This window comes from Bradyrhizobium sp. HKCCYLRH3097, from assembly GCF_051167875.1.
In the GTDB taxonomy this organism is placed as follows: Bacteria; Pseudomonadota; Alphaproteobacteria; order Rhizobiales; family Xanthobacteraceae; genus Bradyrhizobium.
Genome location: NZ_JBNPTX010000002.1, coordinates 589,075 through 612,310 on the forward strand (window position 1 = coordinate 589,075; position 23,236 = coordinate 612,310).

Genomic DNA, 23,236 nt, shown 5'->3' on the forward strand with positions numbered 1-23,236 from the left:
GGGCGCGGATCCACGCGCGGCCCTGGCACGCCCTGCCGTACCGGCTCTCGTTCCCGCCTCGCCGACGTGTCGAACGATCGCGCCGGTTGATTGCACCGGCGTGTCGCTCGCGCTCGCGCGGCGTTGAGTCCTGTCGGTTCCGTCAAGCGCGGCATCTGGCGAGTCCGGATTCATCCACCAGATTTACCAGACGGTGAATTGCGCTCAGCTTTCGCTTCCGCTTCGCGCGCGACTGGCGCTTTATCCCATCCCCTTCAAAGCTGCTAAACACGCGGTCATGGCACTTACCGATTCGAACGTTCACAAGCTGGCGTCGGCTGACGCAGCAACGCCGGCCTATCGCAGCGCTCCTCACAACATCGAGGCGGAACAGGGTCTGCTCGGCGCGATCCTCGTCAACAACGACGCGTTCTATCGCGTGTCGGACTTCCTCGAGCCGAAGCATTTCTTCGAGCCGCTGCACCAGACCGTGTTCGAGACCGCGTCCAGCCTGATCCGGATGGGCAAGGTCGCGACGCCCGTGACCTTGAAGACGTTCCTGCCGGCCGACGTCGACATCGGCGGCATGACCGTCGGGCAGTATCTGGCACGGCTCGCGGCCGAAGCGACCACGATCATCAACGCCCAGGACTATGGCCGCACCATCTACGACCTGTCGTTGCGCCGCGACCTGATCGGCATCGGCGAGGACATGGTCAACGTCGCCTATGACGCGCCGGTGGACTTCGCGCCGCGCAACCAGATCGAGGACGCCGAGCGCCGGCTGTACGAGCTCGCGGAGTCCGGACGCTACGACGGCGGGTTCCAGAAATTCTCCCAGGCGCTGACGACCGCGCTCGACATGGCCGCCAAGGCCTTTCAGCGCGACGGCAAGCTGTCCGGCATCTCCACGGGCCTGCGCGATCTCGACGCCAAGATGGGCGGCCTGCAGCACTCGGACCTGATCATCCTCGCCGGCCGTCCCGGCATGGGCAAGACCTCGCTCGCGACCAACATCGCTTACAACGTCGCCCAGGCCTATGTTCCCGAATTGCAGCCGGACGGCACCTATCGCGCCGCCCAGGGCGGCGTGGTCGGGTTCTTCTCCTGCGAAATGAGCGGCGAGCAGCTCGCCACCCGTATCATCGCCGAGCGCTCCGGCATTCCCTCCAGCCACATCCGCCGTGGCGGCATCACCGAGGCCGATTTCGAGAAGCTGCGCGAATGCTCGATCGAGCTGCAGTCGCTGCCGTTCTATGTCGACGAGACCGGCGGCATCTCGATCGCGCAGGTGATGGCGCGCGCCCGCCGCCTGAAGCGGCAGAAGGGCCTCGACCTGCTGGTGATCGACTACATCCAGTTGCTGTCGGGCTCGGGCAAGCGCGGCAACGACAACCGCGTCCAGGAAATCACCGAGATCACCACCAGCCTGAAGGCGCTGGCGAAGGAGCTCAGCGTTCCCATCATCGCGCTGTCGCAGCTGTCGCGCCAGGTCGAGAATCGCGAGGACAAGCGGCCGCAACTGTCGGACCTGCGTGAATCCGGCTCGATCGAGCAGGACGCCGACGTGGTGCTGTTCGTGTATCGCGGTGAGTACTATTTGGCCGCCAAGGAGCCGCGTCCCGGCACCGAGGAGCACCAGAAGTGGCAGATGGAAATGGATCTGGCGCTCGGCAAGGCCGAGGTGATCATCGGCAAGCAGCGCCACGGCCCGACCGGCACGGTCGAGCTGCACTTCGACGCCTCGGTCACCCGCTTCGGCGACCTCGCCCATGACGGCCTGCCGCCGCAGCACCACGACTATTGACCTGACGCGGTTGAACCGTGACGCCGCGGCGCGTAAAAGCGCCACATGAGTGTTCCCGAACAGAAACCCGCCGAGCAACCTGTCTCGGCGGTCGACGACGCTGTCCCGGCCAGCGCCACCGGCGTGCTGACCATCGATCTCGATGCGCTCGCCGCCAATTGGCGCAAACTGGAAAAGACCGCAGTGCCGGCCGAATGCGCCGGGGTGATCAAGGCCGACGCCTATGGCTGCGGCATTCCCCAGGTGGCGCGCACGCTCGCCGCGGCCGGCTGCAAGACCTTCTTCGTCGCGACGCTCGCGGAGGCAAAAGTCGCCCGCGCCGCCCTGCCGGACAGCGCCGCGCTCTACGTGCTCGACGGCTTCTTCCAGAACACCGGCGAAGACTACGCGGCGATCAACTGCCGTCCTGTCATCGGCGACCTCAACGAGCTCGCCGAATGGGACATGTTCTGCCGCCGCACCGGCTGGAAGGGCGGCGCGGCCATCCATGTCGACACCGGCATGAACCGGCTCGGCCTCAGCCCGATCGATGCGCAGGGCATGATCCCGCGCATCCAGGGCGGCGACCATGGCATCACGCTGGTGATGAGCCATCTGGCCTCCGCCGAGCAGATCAACAGCCCGTCGAACGCGCGCCAGCTCGCGACGTTCCGCGAGGTCGCCAGCGTGTTCACCGGCGTGCCCGCCGCGCTTGCCGCCTCCTCCGGCATCTTCCTCGGTGCCGCCTTCCAGTTCGACATGGTGCGTCCCGGCGCGGCGCTCTACGGCGTCAATCCGACGCCGGAGGCCGACAATCCGATGCAGCCGGTCGCCGAGATCAAGGCGCGCATCGTGCAGTTGCGCGACCTCGCGCGCGGCGACACGGTCGGCTATGGCGGCACCTGGAGCGCGCGCCGGCCGACGAAAATCGCGATCCTCTCCGCCGGCTATGCCGACGGCTACTTCCGCGCCGCCTCTTCCAACGACGGCACCCGCGGCGCCGACGTCATCATCGCCGGCCAGCGCTGCCCGATCGCAGGGCGCATCTCGATGGACCTGATCGCCGTCGACGTCACCGACCTGCCGCCGAAGGCCGCCCGCCGCGGCCACTTCGCAACCCTGCTCGGCGAAGGCATCACCGTCGACGAGCTCGCGCATCATTTCGGCACCATCGGCTACGAAGTCCTGACCAATCTCGGCCGGCGCTATCATCGCATCTACAAGGGCGGTGCGGCGGCCGCGGAAAGCTGATCGCGCGCAGCAACGCTCTCTGTCTGACGTGCATACAGCTGCTTCCACATCGTCATTGCGAGCGCAGCAATCCAGAGTCCCGCACACCACCCTGCATTGCTTCCGCCTTCGCTCTTCGAGCTACGGCGGACAAGTCGCTGCGCTCGCAATGATGGTGAACTGACATGAGCCATCGGTCTCGCGGCATACAACGCCCGAGGCTTGCATCTCTTTTTCACCCTCTTCGAAAGACGAGGGCGCAGGGAATGCCGGGTGAAGGCCTCACCCATGGCCCGCCTGCAGAAAAAAAGCAGGCGGCAGTCACCACAGGTTCAGCCGGTCAACCGGCATTCCCCGCGCGATGGCTTTACGCCTTATGCGTACTCTCCCCGGGGATCGGCTGTCTTGCCCCCGTGACCGGCGGATCATCACCGCCAGCGTAGCATCAGCGTCGAGATGCCAGGACCATACGTCTTCGACGTGCGCCTCGTGCCGTTCGTCCGCACGGCCTCAAGCCATGCTGCGACCCCAAGCGCCCACCACATCCCACCCCGCGTGTCATGACGATCGCGATACGCCCCTCGTGCCGAGGCGGGACGGAGGGAGTGAAGCATGTTTTTCTGATAAACGGAAGTACAATATTTTTCGCGGAAGGACTGGACAGGGTGAGTCGCGTTGAGATCGTTGATGAATTCCGCGTTTCGGCGCGCCCGTTAGGGCCAAGCTACGCTGGCTAGGGTGCCTGGTCATGACGGATGTCGTTGGCGCGCTTCATCTCTCGCGCCAGATCGTCGACAACCTGCGCCAGGGAGCGGCCATCACTCGCAGTGAGCGACTTCCGCAGCTGCCGCGAACTCCAGAGAATTGCGGCAACGAATATGATGAAGGGAAGCCAGGAGACAATCAGGCTTACATACCATGGAACATCATTAGTCATACCCAGCTTCTTCCCTGCAAATATCTACGAGACCGCCCGGCTCGTTCAGATGAGTCGCGCGACCGGCTACAATCTTCTGTCATTCGCCCGCTTCATCTCATCCGCCAGATCACCGACGATCTGCGCCAGCGAGCGACCATCGCCGGCCGTCAGAGACGTCTGAATCCGACGGGTGCTCCATGCAACGGCCAAGACGAACATGATCAGTGGCAACCAGGCTATGATCAGACTTACGTACCAAGGCACATCGTCATTCACACCCAACCTCCACGCATGGTCTCCGCTCGGCGGACCAGGGGCGAGGCTATGATCTTAATCATTAAAAAGTCGGCTGGATGACAACGAGAATCTGCACAATGAGCACATGTAGCTAGGGGCCATACTTTGGTGAGAGGAAGCGCCTCCGCCTCAGGCGCCCGAGCGCGCGCCACATCGTCATTACGAGCGCAGCGGCGAAGCGACGCAATCCAGAATCCCACATGCCACCCTGGATTGCTTCGCTGCGCTCGCAATGACGGGCTGATGGATATCGGCACACGGCTGCGACAGCGCCCGCTGCTGTAGCCCGGATGAGCGCAGCGATATCCGGGGGTCTCACGTGCCGTATCGGAAAACCCGGATGTCGCCGCGCTCATCCGGGCTGCGGGGCTGGTCGCGCAAGAGCGCCATCATTCGATCAAGATGGGCGCTGCGGGTCGGTCGCGGCCGGCGCTCACGCCTTGAAGTAGTCCGGCTGGCCAATGTCGGCGATCAAACCGATCCCGTCCGGTCTCCAGCCCAGGCGCTGCTGTGTCAGGACGCTGGAGGCCGGCATGTCCAGCCCTGCGAACATCGCCAGTGGACCGTAGTAGTCGCCCGCCTCCTCCTTGCTGATCGACACGACCGGCACGTTCAGCGCGCGGCCGATCACCTCGATGACCTCGCGCATGGGGACGCCCTCCTCGCCGACGGCGTGGTAGATCGCGTCTGCAATGCCCTTCTCCAGGGCGAGCCGGTAGAGGCGGGCGACATCCGATCGATGCGCCGCGGCCCAGCGCTCGGTGCCTTCGCCGACATAGGCGGCGCGGCCCTTCTGTCGCGCGAGCTCCACCAGATAGGAGATCAGCCCGGCCCTTCCGGGGGCGCCGTGAACCTGCGGCAGGCGGATCACCATTGCGCGCACGCCGCGCGACGCATAGGCGAGACCCGTCTGCTCGGACACGCGCGGGACATGCGCTGACGACTCGCGCCGCATGTCTTCGGTGACCACCACATTGGCCGCAACGAGCCCCGTTCCGGAGGTGACGATGAACGGCTTGTTCGTGCCCACCAGCACCTCGCCCATGGCGTCGATGGCGGCCTTGTCGATGGCGCCGTTCTCCGCGAATTTCGCGAAGTCGTGGATGAAGGCGAGATGGATCACGCCGTCGGCATCCCTCGCGCCGCGCTTCAGGCTGTCGAGGTCCTGCAGCGAGCCGCGATGAACCTGCGCGCCCAGTTGCTCGAGCGTGCGGACGTTCTCGGCGGAGCGCGCGAGGCCGATGACCTGATGCCCGGCGGCGATCAGCTCCCTGGTGGTTTCAGAGCCGATGAATCCGGCGGCGCCGGTGACGAATACGCGCATGAGACACACTCCCTGTTCAGACCGCCGGGATATTGCTAGGCTGCTCATGCGGGTAAAGTTGTGACTTTATACGGGTATAATCGCTAACAGGATGACGGACGCCAACCCTCTCGGGACCTATCTCAGGGATCGCCGCGCCAAGCTCGATCCGACCACCTTCGGCCTGCCGCTGCAGCGGCGGCGAACGCCGGGGCTTCGGCGCGAAGAGGTGGCGCAACGCGCCAATGTGAGCGCCACCTGGTACACCTGGCTCGAGCAAGGGCGCGGCGGCGCGCCCTCCGCCGACGTGCTGGACCGCATTGCTCGCGCCATGATGCTGACCGACGCCGAGCGCGAGCATCTGTTCCTGCTCGGTCTCGGCCGGCCACCCGAAGCCCGCTATCACGCGATCGACGGCATCTCACCCCGTCTCCAACGCGTGCTCGATACGCTGGAATACAGTCCCGCCTTCGTTCGCACGGCGACATGGGACATCCTCGCCTGGAACAGGGCGGCTGCGGCTGTCCTCACCGACTACAGCACCCTGCCGGAGGGCCAGCGCAATGTTCTGCGCATGATGTTCCACGACAGCCGTGTCCGCGCGGCACAGCCCAACTGGCAGGCCGTGGCGCGCTATGTGGTCGCGTCCTTCCGCGCTGACGTGGCCCGCGCCGGCGCGGCCCGCAATGTCCAATCGCTGGTCGATGAGCTCTGCGCGACGAGCCCGGAATTCGCGGCGATGTGGCGCGACAACGATGTGCAAGGGCGGCACGGTGACGGCGTGAAGACCCTGCAGCATCCCGTCGCCGGATCGCTCTCGATGGAATTTTCGGGCTTCGCCGTCGATGGCCGGCCCGACCTCACCATGGTGATCTACAATCCCGCGACGCCGGAGGATGCCGACAAGATCCGCGCGCTGGTGGCGTCGCGACCGAAGTAGGTGCGTGCGCCCTCTCGACTCGCGCCGCCGAGAAGCACGCGGGTTGCCTGACAGGCCGGGCTTTCGTAGCAGCCTTGGCTGCATCGACGCTGCCGCGTGAACAAAAAGCCGATTGCGAGCTTGGTCATCCGGACCATCCCCACGGCGACGGGCCTCATGAAGATCGCGACCTTCAACATCAACAATGTCCGGCGGCGGCTCCCCAATCTGCTGCGCTGGCTGCGCGCGGCCAAGCCCGACATCGTCTGCCTGCAGGAGCTGAAATGCACCCAGGCCGATTTCCCCGTCGATGCGATCGCCAAGGCCGGCTATGGCGCGGTGTGGCAGGGACAGAAGACCTGGAACGGCGTCGCGATCCTTGCGCGCAAAGCCGAGCCGGTGCTGACCCGCACCGCCCTGCCCGGCAATCCCAGAGACCAGGAGGCGCGCTACATCGAGGCCGCGGTGCGCGGCCTCGTCGTCGGCTGCCTCTATTTGCCGAACGGCAATCCGCAGCCGGGGCCGAAATTCGACTATAAGCTCGCCTGGTTCAAACGCCTGCAGAAGCACGCGGCTGATTTCATCAAGGACGACCTGCCGGCCGTGCTCGCCGGCGACTACAATGTGGCGCCTGCTACGCTCGACATCTATCCGACGCGATCCTGGGACAAGGACGCGCTGATCCAGCCGAAGAGCCGCGCCGCCTTCAAGGCGCTGGTCGATCAAGGCTGGTGCGACGCGATCCGGATGCTGCATCCGGACGCGCCGATGTTCACGTTCTGGGACTACAAGCGCAACCGCTGGCCGCGCGATGCCGGCCTGCGGCTCGACCACCTGCTGCTGAGCCCGCAACTCGCGCCGCGCCTTGCCAAGGCCGGCGTCGACCGCGCCATCCGCGGCGAGGACGGCGCCAGCGACCACGCGCCGGCCTGGATCGTGCTGAAATAATCCGAAGTCGCGTGTCCGCGTCGGAGCCTCAGCCGCGGTCGGGCCAGGTCTGCTGCAGATTGGTCGCGCGCTCGGGCAGGCCCTCAGTCAGCACCGCCATGCCGCCGCACACCGGCAGATGCACGACGAGGCTCGCGGCATCCGGCACGTTCGGGCGCGGCGTCACGTTCCACAGCATGATCTCCTGGCGCGTGCGGCGGATCTCCTTGAACTCGTAACTATACGTCTCCGAGCCGCGCGGATATTCGCGCCAGAGCTGGCCTTCCTTGCGGAAGCTGCTCTGCGTGCCGTCATAGCGATCGGAATAGGACAGGCAGGCCGGCACGTTCAGCGCCTCGAGCACGGCCGCGCCGACGTTCGACGCCGCGGGAAGGACGCTGTTCACCGCGCCGATCGCGGCGAACACGGTCGTGATCGCGCCGGCGGCCATCGCGAGCCAGCCGGCCTTGGTCGCGGCCGGGCGCGCGGGCGCATTCGCGGCGGACACCTTGGATGCAAGTCCGCGAGGGGACGTCAGATGGAGCTGGGCCATGACGCGTTCTCCGATGGTGCGGCGAGGATGGATGCCCCGCCGGGCTGCATTCATCGGAGATCAGTCTGGCCGATCGCGCTCCCGGCGAATGTGACGCCGATCACAACCTGGAATGATGACCGCCCGGCGCCACACCGGGAGCGCGTGGCGACACGCGCCGTCAATCGCGTCCCGCATCCATGATCGCCTGCGCGAGCCGGCCGGGATCGGAGAAGCACAGCTCATGGCTGCCGGGCACCTGGACCAGCCGGAACAGGCCGAGCTTGCCGGACAGCCGCGGATGCCATGGCAGGCTGTGCGGCAGCGCCGTGTCCTCGGTGCAGTTGATGTAGGATTTCGCGATTGCCATCTCGGCGGGATTGGCGCGCAGCTTGATCTTGTCGGTGAAGGTCTTGTTGGGATGCGGATTGAGCATCTCATAGGTGCGCGTCGCGGTGGCGAGATCGGCGTCGTTGATGAAGGCCTCGCGCCAGACCGGGAACGGCAGCACCACCGAACCGTCGCCGCGCTCCGCAGCGACCGCGTCGAACAGCGCAACATAGTGCGGTGGCACCATGTCGTTGAGGCACTCGCCGTCGTTGGGCACGAACGCATTCCAGTAGACCAGGCGGCGGATGCGCTGAGCGATGCGGTCGGCGACGCCGGTGATGACCATGCCGCCATAGGAGTGCCCCATCAGCACGGCGTCGGTGATGTCATGCTCGGTGAAGTAGTCGCAGATCGAGGCGATCGCCTCGTCGAGTCCGGTGGTCCTTGCGTCGCCGGGGCGGTTGCCGCGGATGGTCGGCAGATGGACGGTGTGGCCGGCGGAGCGAATATGCGCGGCGACCGGCTCGAGCTCGGCGCCGGTATGCCAGGCGCCATGGACCAGGACGTAGGTTGACATGATCACGTTCCTTTGCACGATGGAAGGCGGTGCAAGGACTATGGGCCGGACCGCGCCCGCGGCGCTTGGCTGCAACTGAACCCGATTGGTCTCGGAGTGAACCGATGGGCGCCGAGCCGGAACGGCAGCGGAGCTGGAATACGGCGGCGGTGCGGCCGGAGGAGCAGTTCTCGTATTACCGCGAGGCGATCTGCCAGGCCTTCATGAACTTGACACCGGAGCCGGCGCGCGGCATCGGATTCGCTGCGGAGGTGCAAAGCATCAGCCTTGGGAGCGGCGCCATCAACCGCGTCAGCTTTCCCGAGCACATCGTACGCCGCTCGCGCACGGACATCGCCGCTTCCACCCAGCGCTGCTTCTATCTCAACCTCAAGCTCGCCGGCCGCTGCACCATCCTGCAGGACGAATGCGATGTCAGCCTGTCCGCCGGTCAGGTCGGCATCTTCGACAGCGATCGCACTTTCGTGCTGCAGCACGATCGCGGGCCGTCGCTCGGCGTGATCTCGTTCCGCGTCCCCGCCGATGCGCTGTGCAGCCGCCTGCCGGCCGAGCCGGACATCGCGCCGACGCGGCTGTCCGACGATCCATGCGTCGGCGCACTGATCGTGGAGACGGCGCGCTCCCTCAACGCCAATGCGCTGCGGCTCGCGCCCGACGATGCGTCGGCGCTGTTCGGCGTGCTGCTCGATCTGGTGGCGCTGAGCCTGGCGCGCCGCGGCCGCCGCGAGACGCATGCGACCACCTCATTTGCCGATGCGACGACCTTGGCGCTACGCCGCGCCATTCACGAGCGGGTGCGCGAGCCCGGCCTGACGGTGGCGACCATCGCATCTGTCGTCGGGATCAGCGAGCGCTACGTGCACAAGCTGCTGGGCCGCGCCGGCACCAGCTTCTCCGACCTGGTGATGGAGCGCCGGCTCGATGGCGCAGCGCGCGATCTGCGCGATCCCGCCCGATGCGGCCGGGACATCGGCCGCATCGCCTTCGACTGGGGCTTTTCGGATCTGTCGCACTTCACGCGCCGCTTCAAGCAGCGCTTCGGCATGCGCCCGCGCGACTGGCGCGCGGAGACCGCGCGTCACCCGGGCTGACCACCGCCTGCGGTCAGCGCGGCCTCGGTTCGCGGGCTGCGCCCCACAACCAGATTGCCGCCAGCAGGACCAGCGAGCCGACGAACGCCGCGACGACATCGCGCAGCGAAATGACGATGCTGCCCATGCCTGGAAACAACCCGAACAGGTTGAACAAGACACCACCGATGAGGGCGCCGACGCATCCCAATCCGATGTTGGTGAGGAGCCCGAAACCGGCTCGGCGGCGCTTCACCAGGATTCCGGCAAGGCCGCCACCAATCAAGCCGACGACGAGCCAAGTCCCTGCATGTGCCAGTGTGAACATTCTTCACTCCGTCGGTCTGCCGTCACCCCTCAGCTGGAGCATCACGGCCAGCAGCAAGATCATGAGAACACATTGCCGAGCGAAGCGAGACCGCCAGTTGCTACACGGAAGCAGCCAGATCAGGGGTCTTGCTCGCAGAGCCACACGAATCGCACGCTTGCAGGTTACATCGATTTCGTTGCCATGAGCTGAACTCTGCACATCGGATGAGTTCGCAACCCACTCGCAAACTGGCGCAGGCCGGCGTCCATGACAAGGTGATGCGGCCCCTGCTTGCTTTGAATTGGCCATTCCGCTTCGGACGTCGCGTACTTCCTCCCGAAATGACAGTCATTCGAATCTAATCGTCTCGAACACGCACGGCTCATGCGAACGCTTCGCACGCGAAGGGCTACGTAGTTCCCCCGAGTTCATATGATCCGCGGAATCAAGAAGAATGCGTTTCCCGCAGAGCGTGTAAGGATGAATGCATGTGCATCGCATGCAACTGGGCAAGATTCCGTGGTTTGCTCCAGCTTGATTTTGGCTCCGTCAACGAGGCCGAGCCGTCACGACGCAGGCTCCTGCAGGCAGGCGCGGCGTTCGCCGCAGCCGGCGTTGCTTCGGTGTCCGCTCCGACGAACGCCGAGGCGCGAACCGGCGGCGGCAAGGCCGACATCGTGTTTCGCAACGGCCCGGTCTACACCGTGAACGGCGGCCGGGAATGGGCCCGCGCGGTCGCCGTCAAGCAAAAGCACATCGTCTATGTCGGCGATGACGCGGGCGTCCGGTCCTTCATCGGCCCGAAGACCCGCGTCGTCGATCTCGCCGGCAGGATGCTGCTGCCCGGCTTCGTGGAAGGACACATCCATCCGATAGCGGGCGCTGTCGTGACTCGGGGTGTCGATCTTCAATACGACACAAGGGAGGAGATGCTCGACGCCCTGAAGGCCTATCGCGCCAAGCTGGGCCAGGCCGGCATCGTCCGCGGCTTCGGCTGGCGCTATAACGCCTTTCCGCCGACCGGCCCTCGCAAGGAGGATCTCGATCAGATCTGGCCGGACACGCCCGTCTTTCTCGTCGGGATCGATGGCCATTCCGCCTGGGTCAATTCCAAGACGCTGGCGATTGCCAAGGTGACCAAGGCGACCAAGGATCCGTTGCCCGGCTACAGCTACTTCGAGCGGGATCCGGCCTCGGGAGAGCCGACCGGCTATCTGGTCGAGCCACCGGCGATGTTTCCGGTCCTCAACGCGATCTCGCCGTTCACGACCGGCTATATTGCGGACTCGCTCGCACAGTGGCTGCCGAAGGCGTCGGCGGCCGGCATCACCAGCGTGTTCGATGCCGGACTGCTCGTTCTGCCCGAGGAGACAGGCTACGAACTCTATCAGGATCTGGAGCGCAAAGGAAAACTGCCGTTCCGTGTGGTCGGATCGACCTACCACAACAATCCGGCGATCGACCCCGTGCCGATCGCGAAGGCCCTGCGTCGACGCTTCAATTCCGAACTGGTGCAGGCGCCCGTTCTCAAGCTCAACATCGACGGCGGCGAAGCCCAACGGACCGCCGCATTGCTGGCCCCCTATAGCGACGATCCGAGCACGAGCGGCGAGACGCTGGTCCCGCCGGAGCAGTTCAAGGACATCATCCGCCGCGCCGACAGGGCGGGCCTCAATATTCACATCCATTCCTACGGTGATCGCGCCAACCGCCTGTCGCTGGACGCGTTCGAAGCCGCGATCAAGGCCAATCCGCCGCGCGATCGCCGGCACACGCTGGCGCATCTCATATTTGTTTCACCTGACGATCTGCCGCGCTTCGCCAAGCTCGGCGTCACCGCGCAGTTCTCCGCCCAATGGTCGGTGGCGGATGCCTATTGGCAGGGCGTGATGCGGCCGCGCGTCGGCGCGCGCGCCGAGCAGGCGTTTCGCACCGGCTCGATCCTGCGTCATGGCGCCAACATCTCGCTCGGCACCGATTGGCCGGCCGCCGGCTATTACAGCACCTACAAGCCGCTGGATGCGATCGAGATCGCGACCACGCGGCGCGAGTTGAACAAGCCGGATCAGCCGGCTTTGGTGCCGCTCGACGAGCGGATCAGCCTCGAAGAGGCGATCCGCGCCGCCACCATGGGCCCGGCCTATCAGCTCGGGCTCGACCAGAAGGTCGGTTCGATCGAGGTCGGCAAGCTCGCCGATCTGATCGTGCTTGAAAGAAACCTGTTCGAAGTCGCCCCGCACGACATCCACAACACAAAGGTGCTGATGACCGTCATGAACGGTCAGGTCAGGCACGAACAGCGAAGCTGAATCCAGCGACGTCTCGGACCGTCACATTCAGGGCCACATCGACATACTCAGACCGATTCCCGGACATGCGGAGGCGTATATGATCGACAGAAGAATGCTCATCAAAGGCGCGGGAGCGGCGTTGGTCGCGTCCGAACTCGGCTTGCCGACCGCGCGCGCCGAGTCCGCCGATCCGCTCTGCTACGCGTCGGTCGCCGATCTCACCGCCATGTTCCGGGCCCGCAAGGCGTCGCCGGTCGATCTCTTGAAGGCGCAGATCAAGCGGATCGAAGCCTTCAACCCGAAGGTCAATTGCATCACCTACGAGCATTTCGATCAGGCGCTCAAGGAGGCCAAGCTGTCCGAGGACCGCTATCGGCGCGGCAACCAGAGGCCGCTCGAAGGGATCACGGTAGCCATCAAGGACGAATTCTCCAGGCCGGGCTGGCGGACCACACAGGGCTCGCTCATCTACAAGGACTCGCCGCCGGCAACGGAAAACTCGGCCATCACCGACTTGCTCGAGGCAGCCGGCGCCGTCATGCCGTTCCAGACGACCGTGCCGGAATTCTACCTCTTCCTCGGCGCGTCCACCCGCGCCTGGGGCACGACACGCAATCCATGGAATCTCGAATACTCTCCGGGCGGGTCGTCGGCGGGATCGGGCGCGGCGCTGGCCGCAGGCTTCACGACGCTCGCCATGGGCTCGGACATGGGCGGCTCGATCCGAATTCCCGCCTCGCAATGTGGTCTCTATGGCTTCAGGCCGCCGTTCGGACGCGTGGCCGGTGGGGAAATCCCGTTCGCGACCTCGGGCCCGATGGCGCGGCGCTTCGACGACCTCGTCCGCCTCCAGAACGCGATCGTCGGTCCGTCCGAGCGGATGATGGCCGCGATGCGCCCTCGCCTCGACTATCCCACCCGTTATCCGCGCCTTTCCGGGTGGCGCATCGCCGTGGATTGGGGCGCCGGCATTGCGGACGTCATACCGTCCGTGAAGGCTGCGATGCTGAGAGGCATCGAGGCGCTGCGCGCCGCGGGTTGCACGGTGGACGAGGTCGATTGCGGCTTCACGAAGGCCCACAAGATGGTCTTCATCCGCGGGCTGATGTCGACGTCCATCGGCACTGCGATCGAGATCTCGAATGCGCATCGCGATCAGCTCTCGCCCTACATGACCGAAATGCTCGACCAGGTCGGCCCGGTCGGACCGCGCCAGGCCGAAGAAGCCGAAGAGCTGCTGCAGCGGCTGCACCGCCAGGTCCAGCAGCGCGTGTTCGGCAAGGGGTACCGCATCCTGCTCATGCCGACCATGGCAACGCCTCTTGTCGGGGCCGACATGTTCAAGAGCAAGGAAAACAAGGTGGACCCGTGGGTGGGCACCGGTCTGGGCTTGGCGCTGACGTGGCACTGGAATCTGCTCAACCGCTATCCGGTCGTCGATGTCCCGCTCGGCTTGGTCGAGGACCGCATGCCCTCGGGCATGCAGGTGATCGGCCAGACCTACACCGATCTCGACACGTTCCAGTTCGCGTCCAACTGGTCCCGTCTCCGGCGGTCCCTGTTCGCGGGCGAGCGTTTTCCGACCTTCACCTGATGCAGCGGGGCCACGCGGTGCGGACGCGAGACAGTGGCTGCAAGAGCGGCGCTTCGACAGCGAGGTCGACAAGGACGCCGAGAGCCTTCCGACACGTGGTTCTGTTGCTCCTGATCTCGGCACTCTGCCATGACTCCGGCGCCCTGGCACAGCAGGCCGAGACGCCGTCGCTCGAAGATCTGGCCAAGGCGGCGCAGAACCCGATCGCGGACACGATCAGCGTCGGCCTTGAGAATATCGCCATGCCGAATACGGGCCCGTACCGGCAGACGGCCGACGTCTTCAAGATCGAGCCGGTCATCCCGTTCCAGCTCAATGCCGACTGGAATCTGGTGACGCGCACGACCATTCCCGGCATCGCCCAGGTCCGCTTTTCCCCCGAGCAGGGCCGGATCGGCGGGGTCGGCGACATCAACCAGATCTTCGCGCTCACCCCGTCCCATTCGGGCGCCCTCATCTGGGGTGTCGGCCCGACCTTTTCCTATCCGTCGGCGACCGATCCCGCCCTCGGTTCGGGAAAATGGAGCGCAGGTCCGACCATTGTCGCGCTGACCATGCCGGGTCCATGGGTGCTGGGGGTGCTCGCCAACAACATCTGGTCGTTTGCAGGTCCGAGCGACCGCGCGCCGGTGAACCAGATGATGCTGCAGTACTTCGTGACCTACAACTTCTCCGACGGATCCTACATCAGCTCGAGTCCCATCATCACGGCGAACTGGCTCGCGAAGGGCAATGATCGCTGGGTCGTCCCGATCGGCGTCGGCGTGGGCAAGCTCTTCATGGTCGACAAGCAGCCGATCAATGCCGAGGTGGGCGCGTACTACAATCTGCTGAAGCCGGACCAGGCATCGCATTGGCAGTTTCGGGCCAGCCTGGCTTTCCTGTTTCCAAAATGACGCTGCTTGGAACGAGCGGCCTCCGTGGCCGTGAGCAGCAATCCGGTCTGCAATCCTGTCTGAAGGCATTCGATTTGAATTTTCACCATCAGCAAGCATCCAGAGCGTCAGTCTGCGTGCGCACGCTCGACGCCTTTGAGGCCGAGTTGATCGCGGTCAATCCTGGCGGCCGCGGAAGAACGTAGTTTAGCGTTCGATCAGGGAATGATGCGGCTGACGCGGAACGCGGGCTTTTCGGAGCAGGACAATGTGCATCGCATGCGGCTCAGCCATCGGTTCGCTGTTCGCGGCGTCGAAGCCGGAGGGCGGCGGACTGACCCGTCGCCAGATGGTTGCAACAACGGCTGCCGCCGCAGCATTCGCGGCCGCTGGCTCGGCTCCGGCCTTTGCCGCCCCCAATCGCACGACCGTGTTTCGCGGCGGGCGCGTCTACACGGTGGAAGACTCGCAGCCCTGGGCGGCGGCCGTCGTCGTCAAGGGCGACAAGATCGTCTATGTCGGCGACGATGCCGGAGCGATGAAGTTTGCCGGACGGGGGGCTGAGGTCATCGACCTCAAGGGCCGCATGCTGATGCCGGGCTTCGTCGAGGCGCATTGGCATCTTTGCACTCTGGCATTTGCCCGCGGCGCCTGGGTCAACGAGGAAGATCCTGAGCGCATCTCCGAGATCCTGCGCGATTACGCCAAGACGCATTCCGACGAGAAGTTCATTCTCGGCTTCGGATGGATCGCGGGCGCGTTCCCCGCCTCGGGTCCCCGCAAGGAACCGCTGGACGCGATCTTCCCTGACCGGCCGGTCCTGCTCGTCAGTTGCGATCTGCACAGCTACTGGGTCAATTCCAAGCTGCTGGAGATGGCCGGCATCACGAAGGACACCCCACGCGACGTCGTGCCCGGCTCCTCCTGGTACGAAAAGGATCCCAATGGCGAGCCGACTGGCTTCATTTCGGAAGTACCCGCGCTGTTCGCGGTACTGAAGACGCTCGAAAAGCACGGCATCGAACCGTTCGGCCTCAAGTCGGCCGCCGCCGCCATCGAGGAATGGCAGCCCAAGCTCGCAGCCGCCGGCATCACCACCCTCTTCGATGCCGGCTTCAGCGCCTGGCCGACCGAGCAGCATCACGGTTTCGACATGCTGGTCGACCTCGAGAGCCGCGGCAAGCTGCTGCAACGCGTGATCGGCAGCCTCTATCACAACGACCCCAACGTCGATCCGCTGCCGATCATTCGGGCCTATCGGAAGCGCTATCGCACTCCGCTGGTCAAGGCCGAGGTGCTCAAGCTGATCGTCGATGGCACCGAGCTGAGCCGCACCGCCTATCTGCTGGATCCCTATGCCGGACGCCAGGATTGGCGCGGCGAACCATTGTTGCCATCGCCGGTGATGAATCGAATCCTGCGCGAAGCCCATGCGGAGGGAATCGATACGCACCTTCACGCCGTCGGCGACGCCGCAGTTCGCATGAGCCTGGATGGATACGAAGCCGCGTTCGGCAGGCAGGGCCCCGGCAACCGCCGCCATACCATCTGCCACGCGTTCCTCACCGCGCCCTCGGACATTGCGCGCTTCAGAAAGCTCGGCCTGATTGCGAACACCCAGATCCAGTGGGGCGTGCCGGATACGAGCCAGCGCCGCATCCGCGAGATCTACGGCGAAGAGCGCTGGAGCCGCATGTACAGCTTCAAGACGTTCATCGACCAAGGCGTCACGGTGTCGTTCGGAATGGATGCCCTGGCGACCGGCTCCAAGGTCGTGGTCAAGCCGCTCGAGGCGGTGCAGGCCGGCCATACGCGCCAGGAGCCCGGCAAGCCCGACGGCCTGGTCCATCCGCCCGCTGCCGAACGCCTGAGCCTGCCGCAGCTCATCCGAGGCTACACAATCAACGGAGCTTACCAGATGCGCATGGAGGATAAGATCGGCTCCATCAAGGTCGGGAAGCTGGCCGATCTGATCGTGCTGGAGAAGAACCTGTTCGATGTCGGGCCGCACGAGATCGGCAAGGTGAACGTTCAGTTGACGATGATGAACGGCCGGATCACGCATCGCGACAGACTCTGAACGGGAATGAGGACGGTGCACGAGATGGCGAATGCGCGGACTGAACAGAATCTTGCGCCGGCGGATTCGCCGATGTCGAAACGTAATCGCTGGCTGATCCTCCTGACCGTCTCCAGCGCGCTGGCGCTCGTCGTCATCGACATGACGGTGCTCTATACCGCGCTGCCCAGCCTGACCCATGAGCTCGGAGCAACCGCCTCGGAGAAATTGTGGATCGTCATGGCCTACGGGCTCGTCGTCGCCGGCCTGCTTCCAGGCTTCGGCTCGCTCGGCGATCGCGTCGGGCACAAGAGGACATTCGTCGCCGGCCTCATCGTCTTCGGACTGGCCTCGGTCGTCGCCGCCTATTCGCCGACCGCCACGATCCTGGTTGGCGGACGCGTCCTGCTCGCGATCGGCGCCGCGCTGATGATGCCGGCGACGCTGTCGATCATTCGCATCACCTTCTCCGATGACCACGAACGGGCGCTCGCCATCGCGATCTGGGGAGCCGTTGCGTCCAGCGGGGCGGCAGTCGGCCCCTTGGTCGGCGGTGTCCTGCTGGAATATTTCTGGTGGGGCTCGGTCTTTCTGATCAACGTGCCGCTCGTCGTCCTGGCGCTGGTCGCCGGCCTGCTGCTGATTCCTGCACCGGCCGATCGTGCTGAGCGCGACTGGGACCTCCTCGGTTCAGTGCAGGTGATGGCCGGGCTGATCGGCTTCGCCTACGTCGTCGAGGAGCTCGGCAGTCGCCAGTCTTCCTATGTCGTCCTTGCCGGCACGGCTGTCGCGACGGTCATCATGTTGACGGTGTTCGTCCGCCGTCAATTGCGTCTCGAGGATCCTTTGCTCGACTTCACCCTGTTCCGAAACGTCGAGTTCACGCTTAGCGTGATCACCGCGATCGTGGCTTCGCTTGCCATTGCGGGGACGGAGCTCGCGATCAGCCAGCGCCTGCAACTCGTCCTCGGCTACTCGCCGCTGCAGGCGGCATTGTACATCCTGCCGGCCCCGCTCGGTGCATTCATCGGCGGGCCGCTCGCGAGCCTCATGCTCCGTCGCGTGGGAGCCGCCACCACGATGTCCGGCGCGCTGTTGATCGCCGGCATCGGCGCGGCCGGTTACCTGCTCTGCTACAACGCCAATCTGGCCCTGCAATTGGTCTGCATCGCGATCAACGGGCTCGGGCTCGGAGCATCCATTGCCGCCGCCTCCAACTCCGTGATGAATCACGCGCCTGAAGGCCGCGAAGGCATGGCCGCGTCGATCGAGGAGGTGACGTTCGAGCTCGGCGGCACGATCGGCATCAGCATTTTCGGCAGCATCCTGTCCGGAGTCTATACGGCGTTCATGGTTCTGCCCGACGGCCTCGGCATTCCCGCCGTTGCGCGCGATAGCATCGACGAGGCGCTGATCGCCGCCGAGCGGCTGCCAACCGAACTCGCTGCCATCGTCACCTCGCACGCTCACCGCGCCTTCGATCAGGCGTTCCTGACGGTCGTCTGCGTTGCGATGGTCGTCCTGCTCGGCACCGCCTTCCTGGTCCGGCCCCGAGCAGAGCGAACGACATCGAAAGAGGCTCGTCAGCATGTCCATTAGACAGACGACGGCAATCATGTGCCGTCGTCCGTGGTGGAGACCAACATGCTCGCCAACGCAATGTCACCGTCCGTCGCGTAGTGATTGACCCGCTCAGGGAGGCTCTGACCAGCTTTGTACAGCTCCACGATCTCGATCGATCGTGTCCTGATCAGTTCGGCCATGATGTAGTCCCGCTCGGCGTTGACATCCGGGTCGGTGGCGTGCGTGACCTGAAACGTCAATCGAGTGAACGATAGGCCGGTGTCCTTCGTGCCGGCTCCGACCCACAGAGCGGATTCATCGACCGCCGGCCGATCGGCGTTGGACCAGAAATCGCCTGCATTCCAGGTTTGCTCTGCGTGTGCCAGGCCAACAGCCCAGAACCTGACGTGATGGCGCTGTCGCGGGCTGTTGCCGATGGCTTTCTGAAAGCCGATATCCTGGCCGCGTCCGAACAGATAGAGCGTGCTGAACGGAGCGGTGGGGTAAGGCGTATCGAGGACGAAGGCGCGGATCATGGCCCAAGAGCTCGTCAGGCCCAATCGGTCCGCTTCAGACCACCCCACCGCAGCAAAGCTTGCGCGAAGCTGTTGGAGCGTCCCGACCAGGGCGAGATTGACGGGGTCGCCGGGCAATCCATCACCCGTGATCGTGTAGCTGGGCACTCGCCGCTTCTGAAGAATCCTGAGACTCAACCGGATCACGCGTGGCAGAACGACATAGGCCGCGAACGCGTAGCTGACGCCGACTGCGACAATCCAGGGCAGCCTGCGGTTCGCGGTCTCGAACACCACGAAGACGATCAGCCAGACCGTGAAGATCCCCAGCCCGGCGACCAGCACGCGTTGCATGAGGCGTATGAGCAGTCGCACTGGATCGGTCCGGCGAAAGGAAGTGAACAGCAGTCGGTGTTTTCGGGAAGGTGTCCGATCTTCATCGCGATGGCAACACCGCACCTGGACGCATGAAACCGCCCGGTCGGCGGCGTTTCGACCAGCTCGTCTGCGTTGCTCGACATCCGCAGTCCAACGCAATCGGACTGCGCGGGGCTTACGCCGACAGCCGCTCGGCGTTGGCCGCGACATAATCCCGATAGAGATCGACGACCGCCGCCGGGCTGGCGCCGGCCATCAGCTTCGCCGTCGCCTCCAGGGCTGCGGCGAGCTTTTCGCTGACCATCAGCTCCGCCTCCTCGCCCGCATCGGCTTCGCCGCGCGCGAACTTTTCCAGCCGGAGCCGGATGACCTCGCCGGCTTCCATGGCCAGCATCGCGGCCGCGAACCAGGGGAACTCCGCCTCGGCGGTTGCCGTCATGGACGGCCGCATCTGCAAGGACATTGGCGTTTTGCTCATCGTCATCGTCCGAGAACATCGGCGGACGTGCGAGGAATACGCTTCAACTTTTAATGATGCGGACGCACAATCATCGCCGATTTCGAGTCGGCTCGAACCACCCGTTAACCACCTGGGCCCTGCTTCTCTCATCCGTCATTGCGAGGAGCGAAGCGGCGAAGCAATCCAGAGTCATGCGCGCGACTCTGGATTGATTCGCTTCGCTCGCAATGACGGGAGAGAGATCTTGCCCGCCATCACGAAGGCGCGAAAATCTTGGGCTTCCTCTTCGTCCTCGCGGTCGGCCTCGTGGCCGGTACCTTGTCCAGCATCGTCGGCACCGGCTCGTCGATCATGCTGATGCCGGTGCTGGCCTACGAGTACGGCCCGAAGGAGGCCGTGCCGATCATGGCGGTCGCTGCGGTCATGGCGAACCTGTCGCGCATCCTGGCGTGGTGGCGCGAGGTCGACTGGCGCGCCTGCGCGGCCTATTCGGTCACCGGCATTCCGGCCGCCGCACTCGGCGCGCGCACCTTGCTGATCCTGCCGTCGCAGGCGGTCGATATCACGATCGGGCTGTTCCTGATGGCGATGGTGCCGGTACGGCATTGGCTGACGCGGCACGACCTCAAGGCCAACCTCTGGCATCTCGCGCTCGGCGGCGCGGTCATCGGTTTCCTCACCGGCATCGTGGTCTCGACCGGACCGCTGAGCGTGCCGCTGTTCCTGTTCTATGGCCTGTCGAAAGGCGCCTTCCTCGCCACCGAGGCCGCGAGCTCGCTCGGGCTCTATGTCTCGAAATCCATCACCTTCCAGCGCTTCGGCGCGCTGACGCCGGACATTCTGCTCAAGGGCCTGATCGCCGGCGGCTCGCTGATGGCTGGCGCCTTCGTCGCCAAGCGCTTCGTGCTGCACATGAAGCCCGATGTGTTCCGCGTGGTGATGGATGGCATCATGCTGGCCGCGGGCCTAAGTATGTTATGGAACGCCACCCACTCCTGACCGCACCGATTCTCACCTCATGGCCAAGACCACGCTCTCCTTCGTCTGCCAGAACTGCGGCGCGGCCTATTCGCGCTGGCAGGGCAAGTGCGAGGCCTGCGGCGAGTGGAACACGCTGGCCGAGGAAGACACGACGGGCGCGACCTCCGCGCCGGTGTCGCTGCGCTCCAAGCGCAAGGGCCGCACCTTCCAGCTGGAATCGCTGACCGGCAAGAGCATCGACGCGCCGCGGCTGTCGTCGGGCATGACCGAACTCGACCGCGTCACCGGCGGCGGCTTCGTGCGCGGCTCGATCCTGCTGGTTGGCGGCGACCCGGGCATCGGCAAGTCGACGCTGTTGACCCAGACCACCGCGATGATGGCGCGTGCCGGCCATCGCGCCGTCTACATCTCGGGCGAGGAAGCCGTCGCCCAGGTGCGGCTGCGCGCCGAGCGGCTCGGGCTCGCGGATGCGCCGGTGCAACTGGCGGCCGAGACCTCGGTCGAGGACATCATCTCGACCCTGTCCGAAGGCACGGTGCCACGGCTGATCGTGATCGATTCGATCCAGACGATGTGGACCGACACCGTCGAATCGGCGCCGGGCACGGTGACGCAAGTGCGCGCCTCGGCGCAGAAGCTGATCAGGTTCGCCAAGAAATCCGGCGCCGCGATCATCCTGGTCGGCCACGTCACCAAGGACGGCCAGATCGCCGGGCCCCGCGTCGTCGAGCACATGGTCGACGCGGTGCTGTCGTTCGAGGGCGAGGGCTCGCAGCAGTTCCGCATCCTGCGCGCGGTCAAGAACCGGTTCGGCCCGACCGACGAGATCGGCGTGTTCGAAATGACCGGATTGGGTCTGCGCGAGGTCACCAACCCCTCCGAGCTGTTCCTGTCCGAGCGCGATCTCGGCAGCCCCGGCACGGCGGTCTTTGCCGGGATCGAGGGCACGCGCCCCGTGCTGGTCGAAATCCAGGCCCTGGTGGCGCCGACCTCGCTCGGCACGCCGCGCCGCGCCGTGGTCGGCTGGGATCCGAGCCGGCTGTCGATGGTGCTGGCCGTGCTGGAGGCGCATTGCGGCGTCAAGCTGTCGGGCCACGACGTCTATCTCAACGTTGCCGGCGGCCTGCGCATCAACGAGCCTGCGGCGGATCTCGCCGCGGCCGCAGCTCTGGTCTCCTCGCTGGTCAACGCCCCGCTGCCGCCCGATGCGGTCTATTTCGGCGAAATCTCGCTGTCGGGCGCGGTCCGACCGGTGGCGCAGACCTCGGCTCGGCTGAAGGAGGCTGCCAAGCTCGGCTTCGGCCGCGTGGTACTGCCGGAGCGCGCCCGCGGCGAGGCCGGCGGCGACGCCGGGCTCAGCCTCAATACCGTCGGCGGATTGACCAGCCTGGTGGCCGACATCGCCGCGCGCGGCACGCCTCGTGCCCGACACGACAGCAGCCGCGAAGACGGCGACCAGGGCCGCCGCGGCCCCAGCCATGCCGAAAAAAATGCCACACCAGCGAGATTCCGCCGCCAGGACGGCTAGCCGGACCGTGACGTTCGCGTGACTCGCCGCTATACAACGCCGCAACCGGTCGCCCACACGGGATCGTGCAGCCGTCCGGACTTGCCGGGGAACCTCGCTGTCCTCCTCCCGGAGGGGCGGTCCTCCGTCGATTCGAAGCGAACCTTGGACCTGTGAAGCGGACCTGAGCAGCCGATGCCGATAACGATCCTCGATCTCATCCTGCTCGGCGTGATGCTGGTGTCGGGGCTGCTCGCGATGGTCCGGGGCTTCATGCGCGAGGTGCTGTCGATCGCGGCCTGGGGCGCGGCCGCCCTGATCACGCTTTATTCATTCTCCAAGCTGCTGCCGACCGCCAAGACCTATTTCAACAACGATACCGTCGCGAGCGTGGTCGTCGTCGCCGGTACTTTCGTGGGCACCCTGCTGATCGTCTCGGTGATCACGGTCAAAATCTCCGACATGATTCTCGATTCGCGCATCGGCGCGCTCGACCGCACCCTCGGATTCCTGTTCGGACTGGGCCGCGGCCTGCTGATCGTGGTCGTCGCCTTCCTGTTCTTCAGCTGGCTGGTGCCGGACAAGCAGCGCCCGGACTGGGTCACCGGTGCCAAATCCCGTGTGGTCCTGCAGGGAACCGGGGATTGGCTGATGTCGCTCTTGCCTGATGATCCCGAGAACACCATTTTAAAGAAATTCAAGAAGAACAAGCCGGACGACGACCAGACTGACACCGAGTCGCCCGGAGCGGGCGGCGATGGGTATAGCAAGCCTGCCCGCGACAGCTTGAAGAAGCTGATCGAGAAACCCGCGGCCAAGTGAGCTCAGCCCAGA

At 65.3% G+C, this 23,236-nt stretch carries 20 protein-coding genes; 14 read left to right on the forward strand and 6 right to left on the reverse strand.

Annotated elements, in window-relative coordinates:
• Positions 1-277: 277 nt before the first annotated feature.
• The 3 genes from ACQR0U_RS08395 to ACQR0U_RS08405 all read left to right on the forward strand — a co-directional run bounded on the left by ACQR0U_RS08395 (position 278) and on the right by ACQR0U_RS08405 (position 4,271).
• Positions 278-1,786, forward strand: coding sequence for a replicative DNA helicase (locus ACQR0U_RS08395; RefSeq protein WP_315712432.1), 1,509 nt, complete (start codon positions 278-280; stop codon positions 1,784-1,786).
• Between the two features lie 45 nt (positions 1,787-1,831).
• On the forward strand, positions 1,832-3,016 hold the full coding sequence (alr, locus tag ACQR0U_RS08400; RefSeq protein ID WP_316170407.1) for an alanine racemase: 1,185 nt from the start codon (positions 1,832-1,834) through the stop codon (positions 3,014-3,016).
• A 727-nt stretch (positions 3,017-3,743) separates the two neighbouring features.
• Positions 3,744-4,271: a hypothetical protein gene (locus ACQR0U_RS08405; protein ID WP_315712435.1), complete on the forward strand. Its 528-nt coding sequence runs from the start codon at positions 3,744-3,746 to the stop codon at positions 4,269-4,271.
• A 373-nt stretch (positions 4,272-4,644) separates the two neighbouring features.
• Here ACQR0U_RS08405 and ACQR0U_RS08410 read toward each other — a convergent pair whose 3' ends face one another.
• Positions 4,645-5,535, reverse strand: a complete 891-nt coding sequence (locus ACQR0U_RS08410) for an SDR family oxidoreductase (protein ID WP_315826783.1) — start codon at positions 5,533-5,535, stop codon at positions 4,645-4,647.
• A 91-nt stretch (positions 5,536-5,626) separates the two neighbouring features.
• Here ACQR0U_RS08410 and ACQR0U_RS08415 point away from each other — a divergent pair, with 91 nt between their 5' ends.
• Complete coding sequence (locus tag ACQR0U_RS08415) at positions 5,627-6,454, forward strand: helix-turn-helix transcriptional regulator (RefSeq protein ID WP_434842960.1); 828 nt, start codon at positions 5,627-5,629, stop codon at positions 6,452-6,454.
• Positions 6,455-6,610: 156 nt separating this feature from the next.
• Entirely contained in the window at positions 6,611-7,381 is a 771-nt protein-coding gene (gene xth / locus ACQR0U_RS08420) for an exodeoxyribonuclease III (RefSeq protein WP_434842959.1), read from the forward strand.
• 28 nt (positions 7,382-7,409) lie between these two features.
• Here xth and ACQR0U_RS08425 read toward each other — a convergent pair whose 3' ends face one another.
• A complete protein-coding gene (locus ACQR0U_RS08425) occupies positions 7,410-7,913 on the reverse strand; it encodes a hypothetical protein (RefSeq protein WP_315749941.1) in 504 nt (167 codons plus the stop codon).
• Between the two features lie 160 nt (positions 7,914-8,073).
• Positions 8,074-8,799, reverse strand: a complete 726-nt coding sequence (locus ACQR0U_RS08430; protein ID WP_315749940.1) for an alpha/beta hydrolase — start codon at positions 8,797-8,799, stop codon at positions 8,074-8,076.
• Positions 8,800-8,903: 104 nt separating this feature from the next.
• Here ACQR0U_RS08430 and ACQR0U_RS08435 point away from each other — a divergent pair, with 104 nt between their 5' ends.
• A complete protein-coding gene (locus ACQR0U_RS08435) occupies positions 8,904-9,890 on the forward strand; it encodes a helix-turn-helix domain-containing protein (protein ID WP_434842958.1) in 987 nt (328 codons plus the stop codon).
• 13 nt (positions 9,891-9,903) lie between these two features.
• Here ACQR0U_RS08435 and ACQR0U_RS08440 read toward each other — a convergent pair whose 3' ends face one another.
• Positions 9,904-10,197, reverse strand: a complete 294-nt coding sequence (locus ACQR0U_RS08440) for a GlsB/YeaQ/YmgE family stress response membrane protein (protein ID WP_434840976.1) — start codon at positions 10,195-10,197, stop codon at positions 9,904-9,906.
• Between the two features lie 605 nt (positions 10,198-10,802).
• On the opposite strand from ACQR0U_RS08440, the gene ACQR0U_RS08445 reads away from it, so the two are divergent.
• The 5 genes from ACQR0U_RS08445 to ACQR0U_RS08465 all read left to right on the forward strand — a co-directional run bounded on the left by ACQR0U_RS08445 (position 10,803) and on the right by ACQR0U_RS08465 (position 18,597).
• Positions 10,803-12,488 carry an amidohydrolase gene (locus tag ACQR0U_RS08445; RefSeq protein WP_434842957.1) on the forward strand — a complete coding sequence of 562 codons (1,686 nt, stop codon included), beginning with the start codon at positions 10,803-10,805 and terminating at the stop codon, positions 12,486-12,488.
• A gap of 79 nt (positions 12,489-12,567) precedes the next feature.
• The gene (locus ACQR0U_RS08450) at positions 12,568-14,064 is read left to right on the forward strand and encodes an amidase (protein ID WP_434842956.1); all 1,497 of its coding nucleotides are present in this window, start codon (positions 12,568-12,570) and stop codon (positions 14,062-14,064) included.
• A gap of 95 nt (positions 14,065-14,159) precedes the next feature.
• Entirely contained in the window at positions 14,160-14,960 is an 801-nt protein-coding gene (locus ACQR0U_RS08455) for a hypothetical protein (RefSeq protein ID WP_434842955.1), read from the forward strand.
• Between the two features lie 247 nt (positions 14,961-15,207).
• Positions 15,208-17,019 (forward strand): amidohydrolase, encoded by a 1,812-nt coding sequence (locus tag ACQR0U_RS08460; RefSeq protein WP_434842954.1) that lies wholly within the window; start codon positions 15,208-15,210, stop codon positions 17,017-17,019.
• 72 nt (positions 17,020-17,091) lie between these two features.
• Positions 17,092-18,597, forward strand: coding sequence for an MFS transporter (locus ACQR0U_RS08465; RefSeq protein ID WP_434842953.1), 1,506 nt, complete (start codon positions 17,092-17,094; stop codon positions 18,595-18,597).
• Between the two features lie 14 nt (positions 18,598-18,611).
• Here the strand turns inward: ACQR0U_RS08465 and ACQR0U_RS08470 are convergent, their stop codons facing one another.
• On the reverse strand, positions 18,612-19,430 hold the full coding sequence (locus tag ACQR0U_RS08470; protein ID WP_434842952.1) for an LssY C-terminal domain-containing protein: 819 nt from the start codon (positions 19,428-19,430) through the stop codon (positions 18,612-18,614).
• 199 nt (positions 19,431-19,629) lie between these two features.
• Positions 19,630-19,917, reverse strand: a complete 288-nt coding sequence (locus ACQR0U_RS08475; RefSeq protein ID WP_409998620.1) for a hypothetical protein — start codon at positions 19,915-19,917, stop codon at positions 19,630-19,632.
• Positions 19,918-20,187: 270 nt separating this feature from the next.
• Between ACQR0U_RS08475 and ACQR0U_RS08480 the strand changes: the two genes are divergently transcribed.
• The 3 genes from ACQR0U_RS08480 (at position 20,188) to ACQR0U_RS08490 (ending at position 23,224) form a co-directional block, all read left to right on the forward strand.
• Positions 20,188-20,913, forward strand: coding sequence for a sulfite exporter TauE/SafE family protein (locus ACQR0U_RS08480; protein WP_434842951.1), 726 nt, complete (start codon positions 20,188-20,190; stop codon positions 20,911-20,913).
• Between the two features lie 19 nt (positions 20,914-20,932).
• The gene (gene radA, locus ACQR0U_RS08485) at positions 20,933-22,423 is read left to right on the forward strand and encodes a DNA repair protein RadA (protein ID WP_316173838.1); all 1,491 of its coding nucleotides are present in this window, start codon (positions 20,933-20,935) and stop codon (positions 22,421-22,423) included.
• A gap of 174 nt (positions 22,424-22,597) precedes the next feature.
• Positions 22,598-23,224, forward strand: coding sequence for a CvpA family protein (locus ACQR0U_RS08490; protein WP_434842950.1), 627 nt, complete (start codon positions 22,598-22,600; stop codon positions 23,222-23,224).
• The last annotated feature ends 12 nt before the right edge of the window (positions 23,225-23,236 follow it).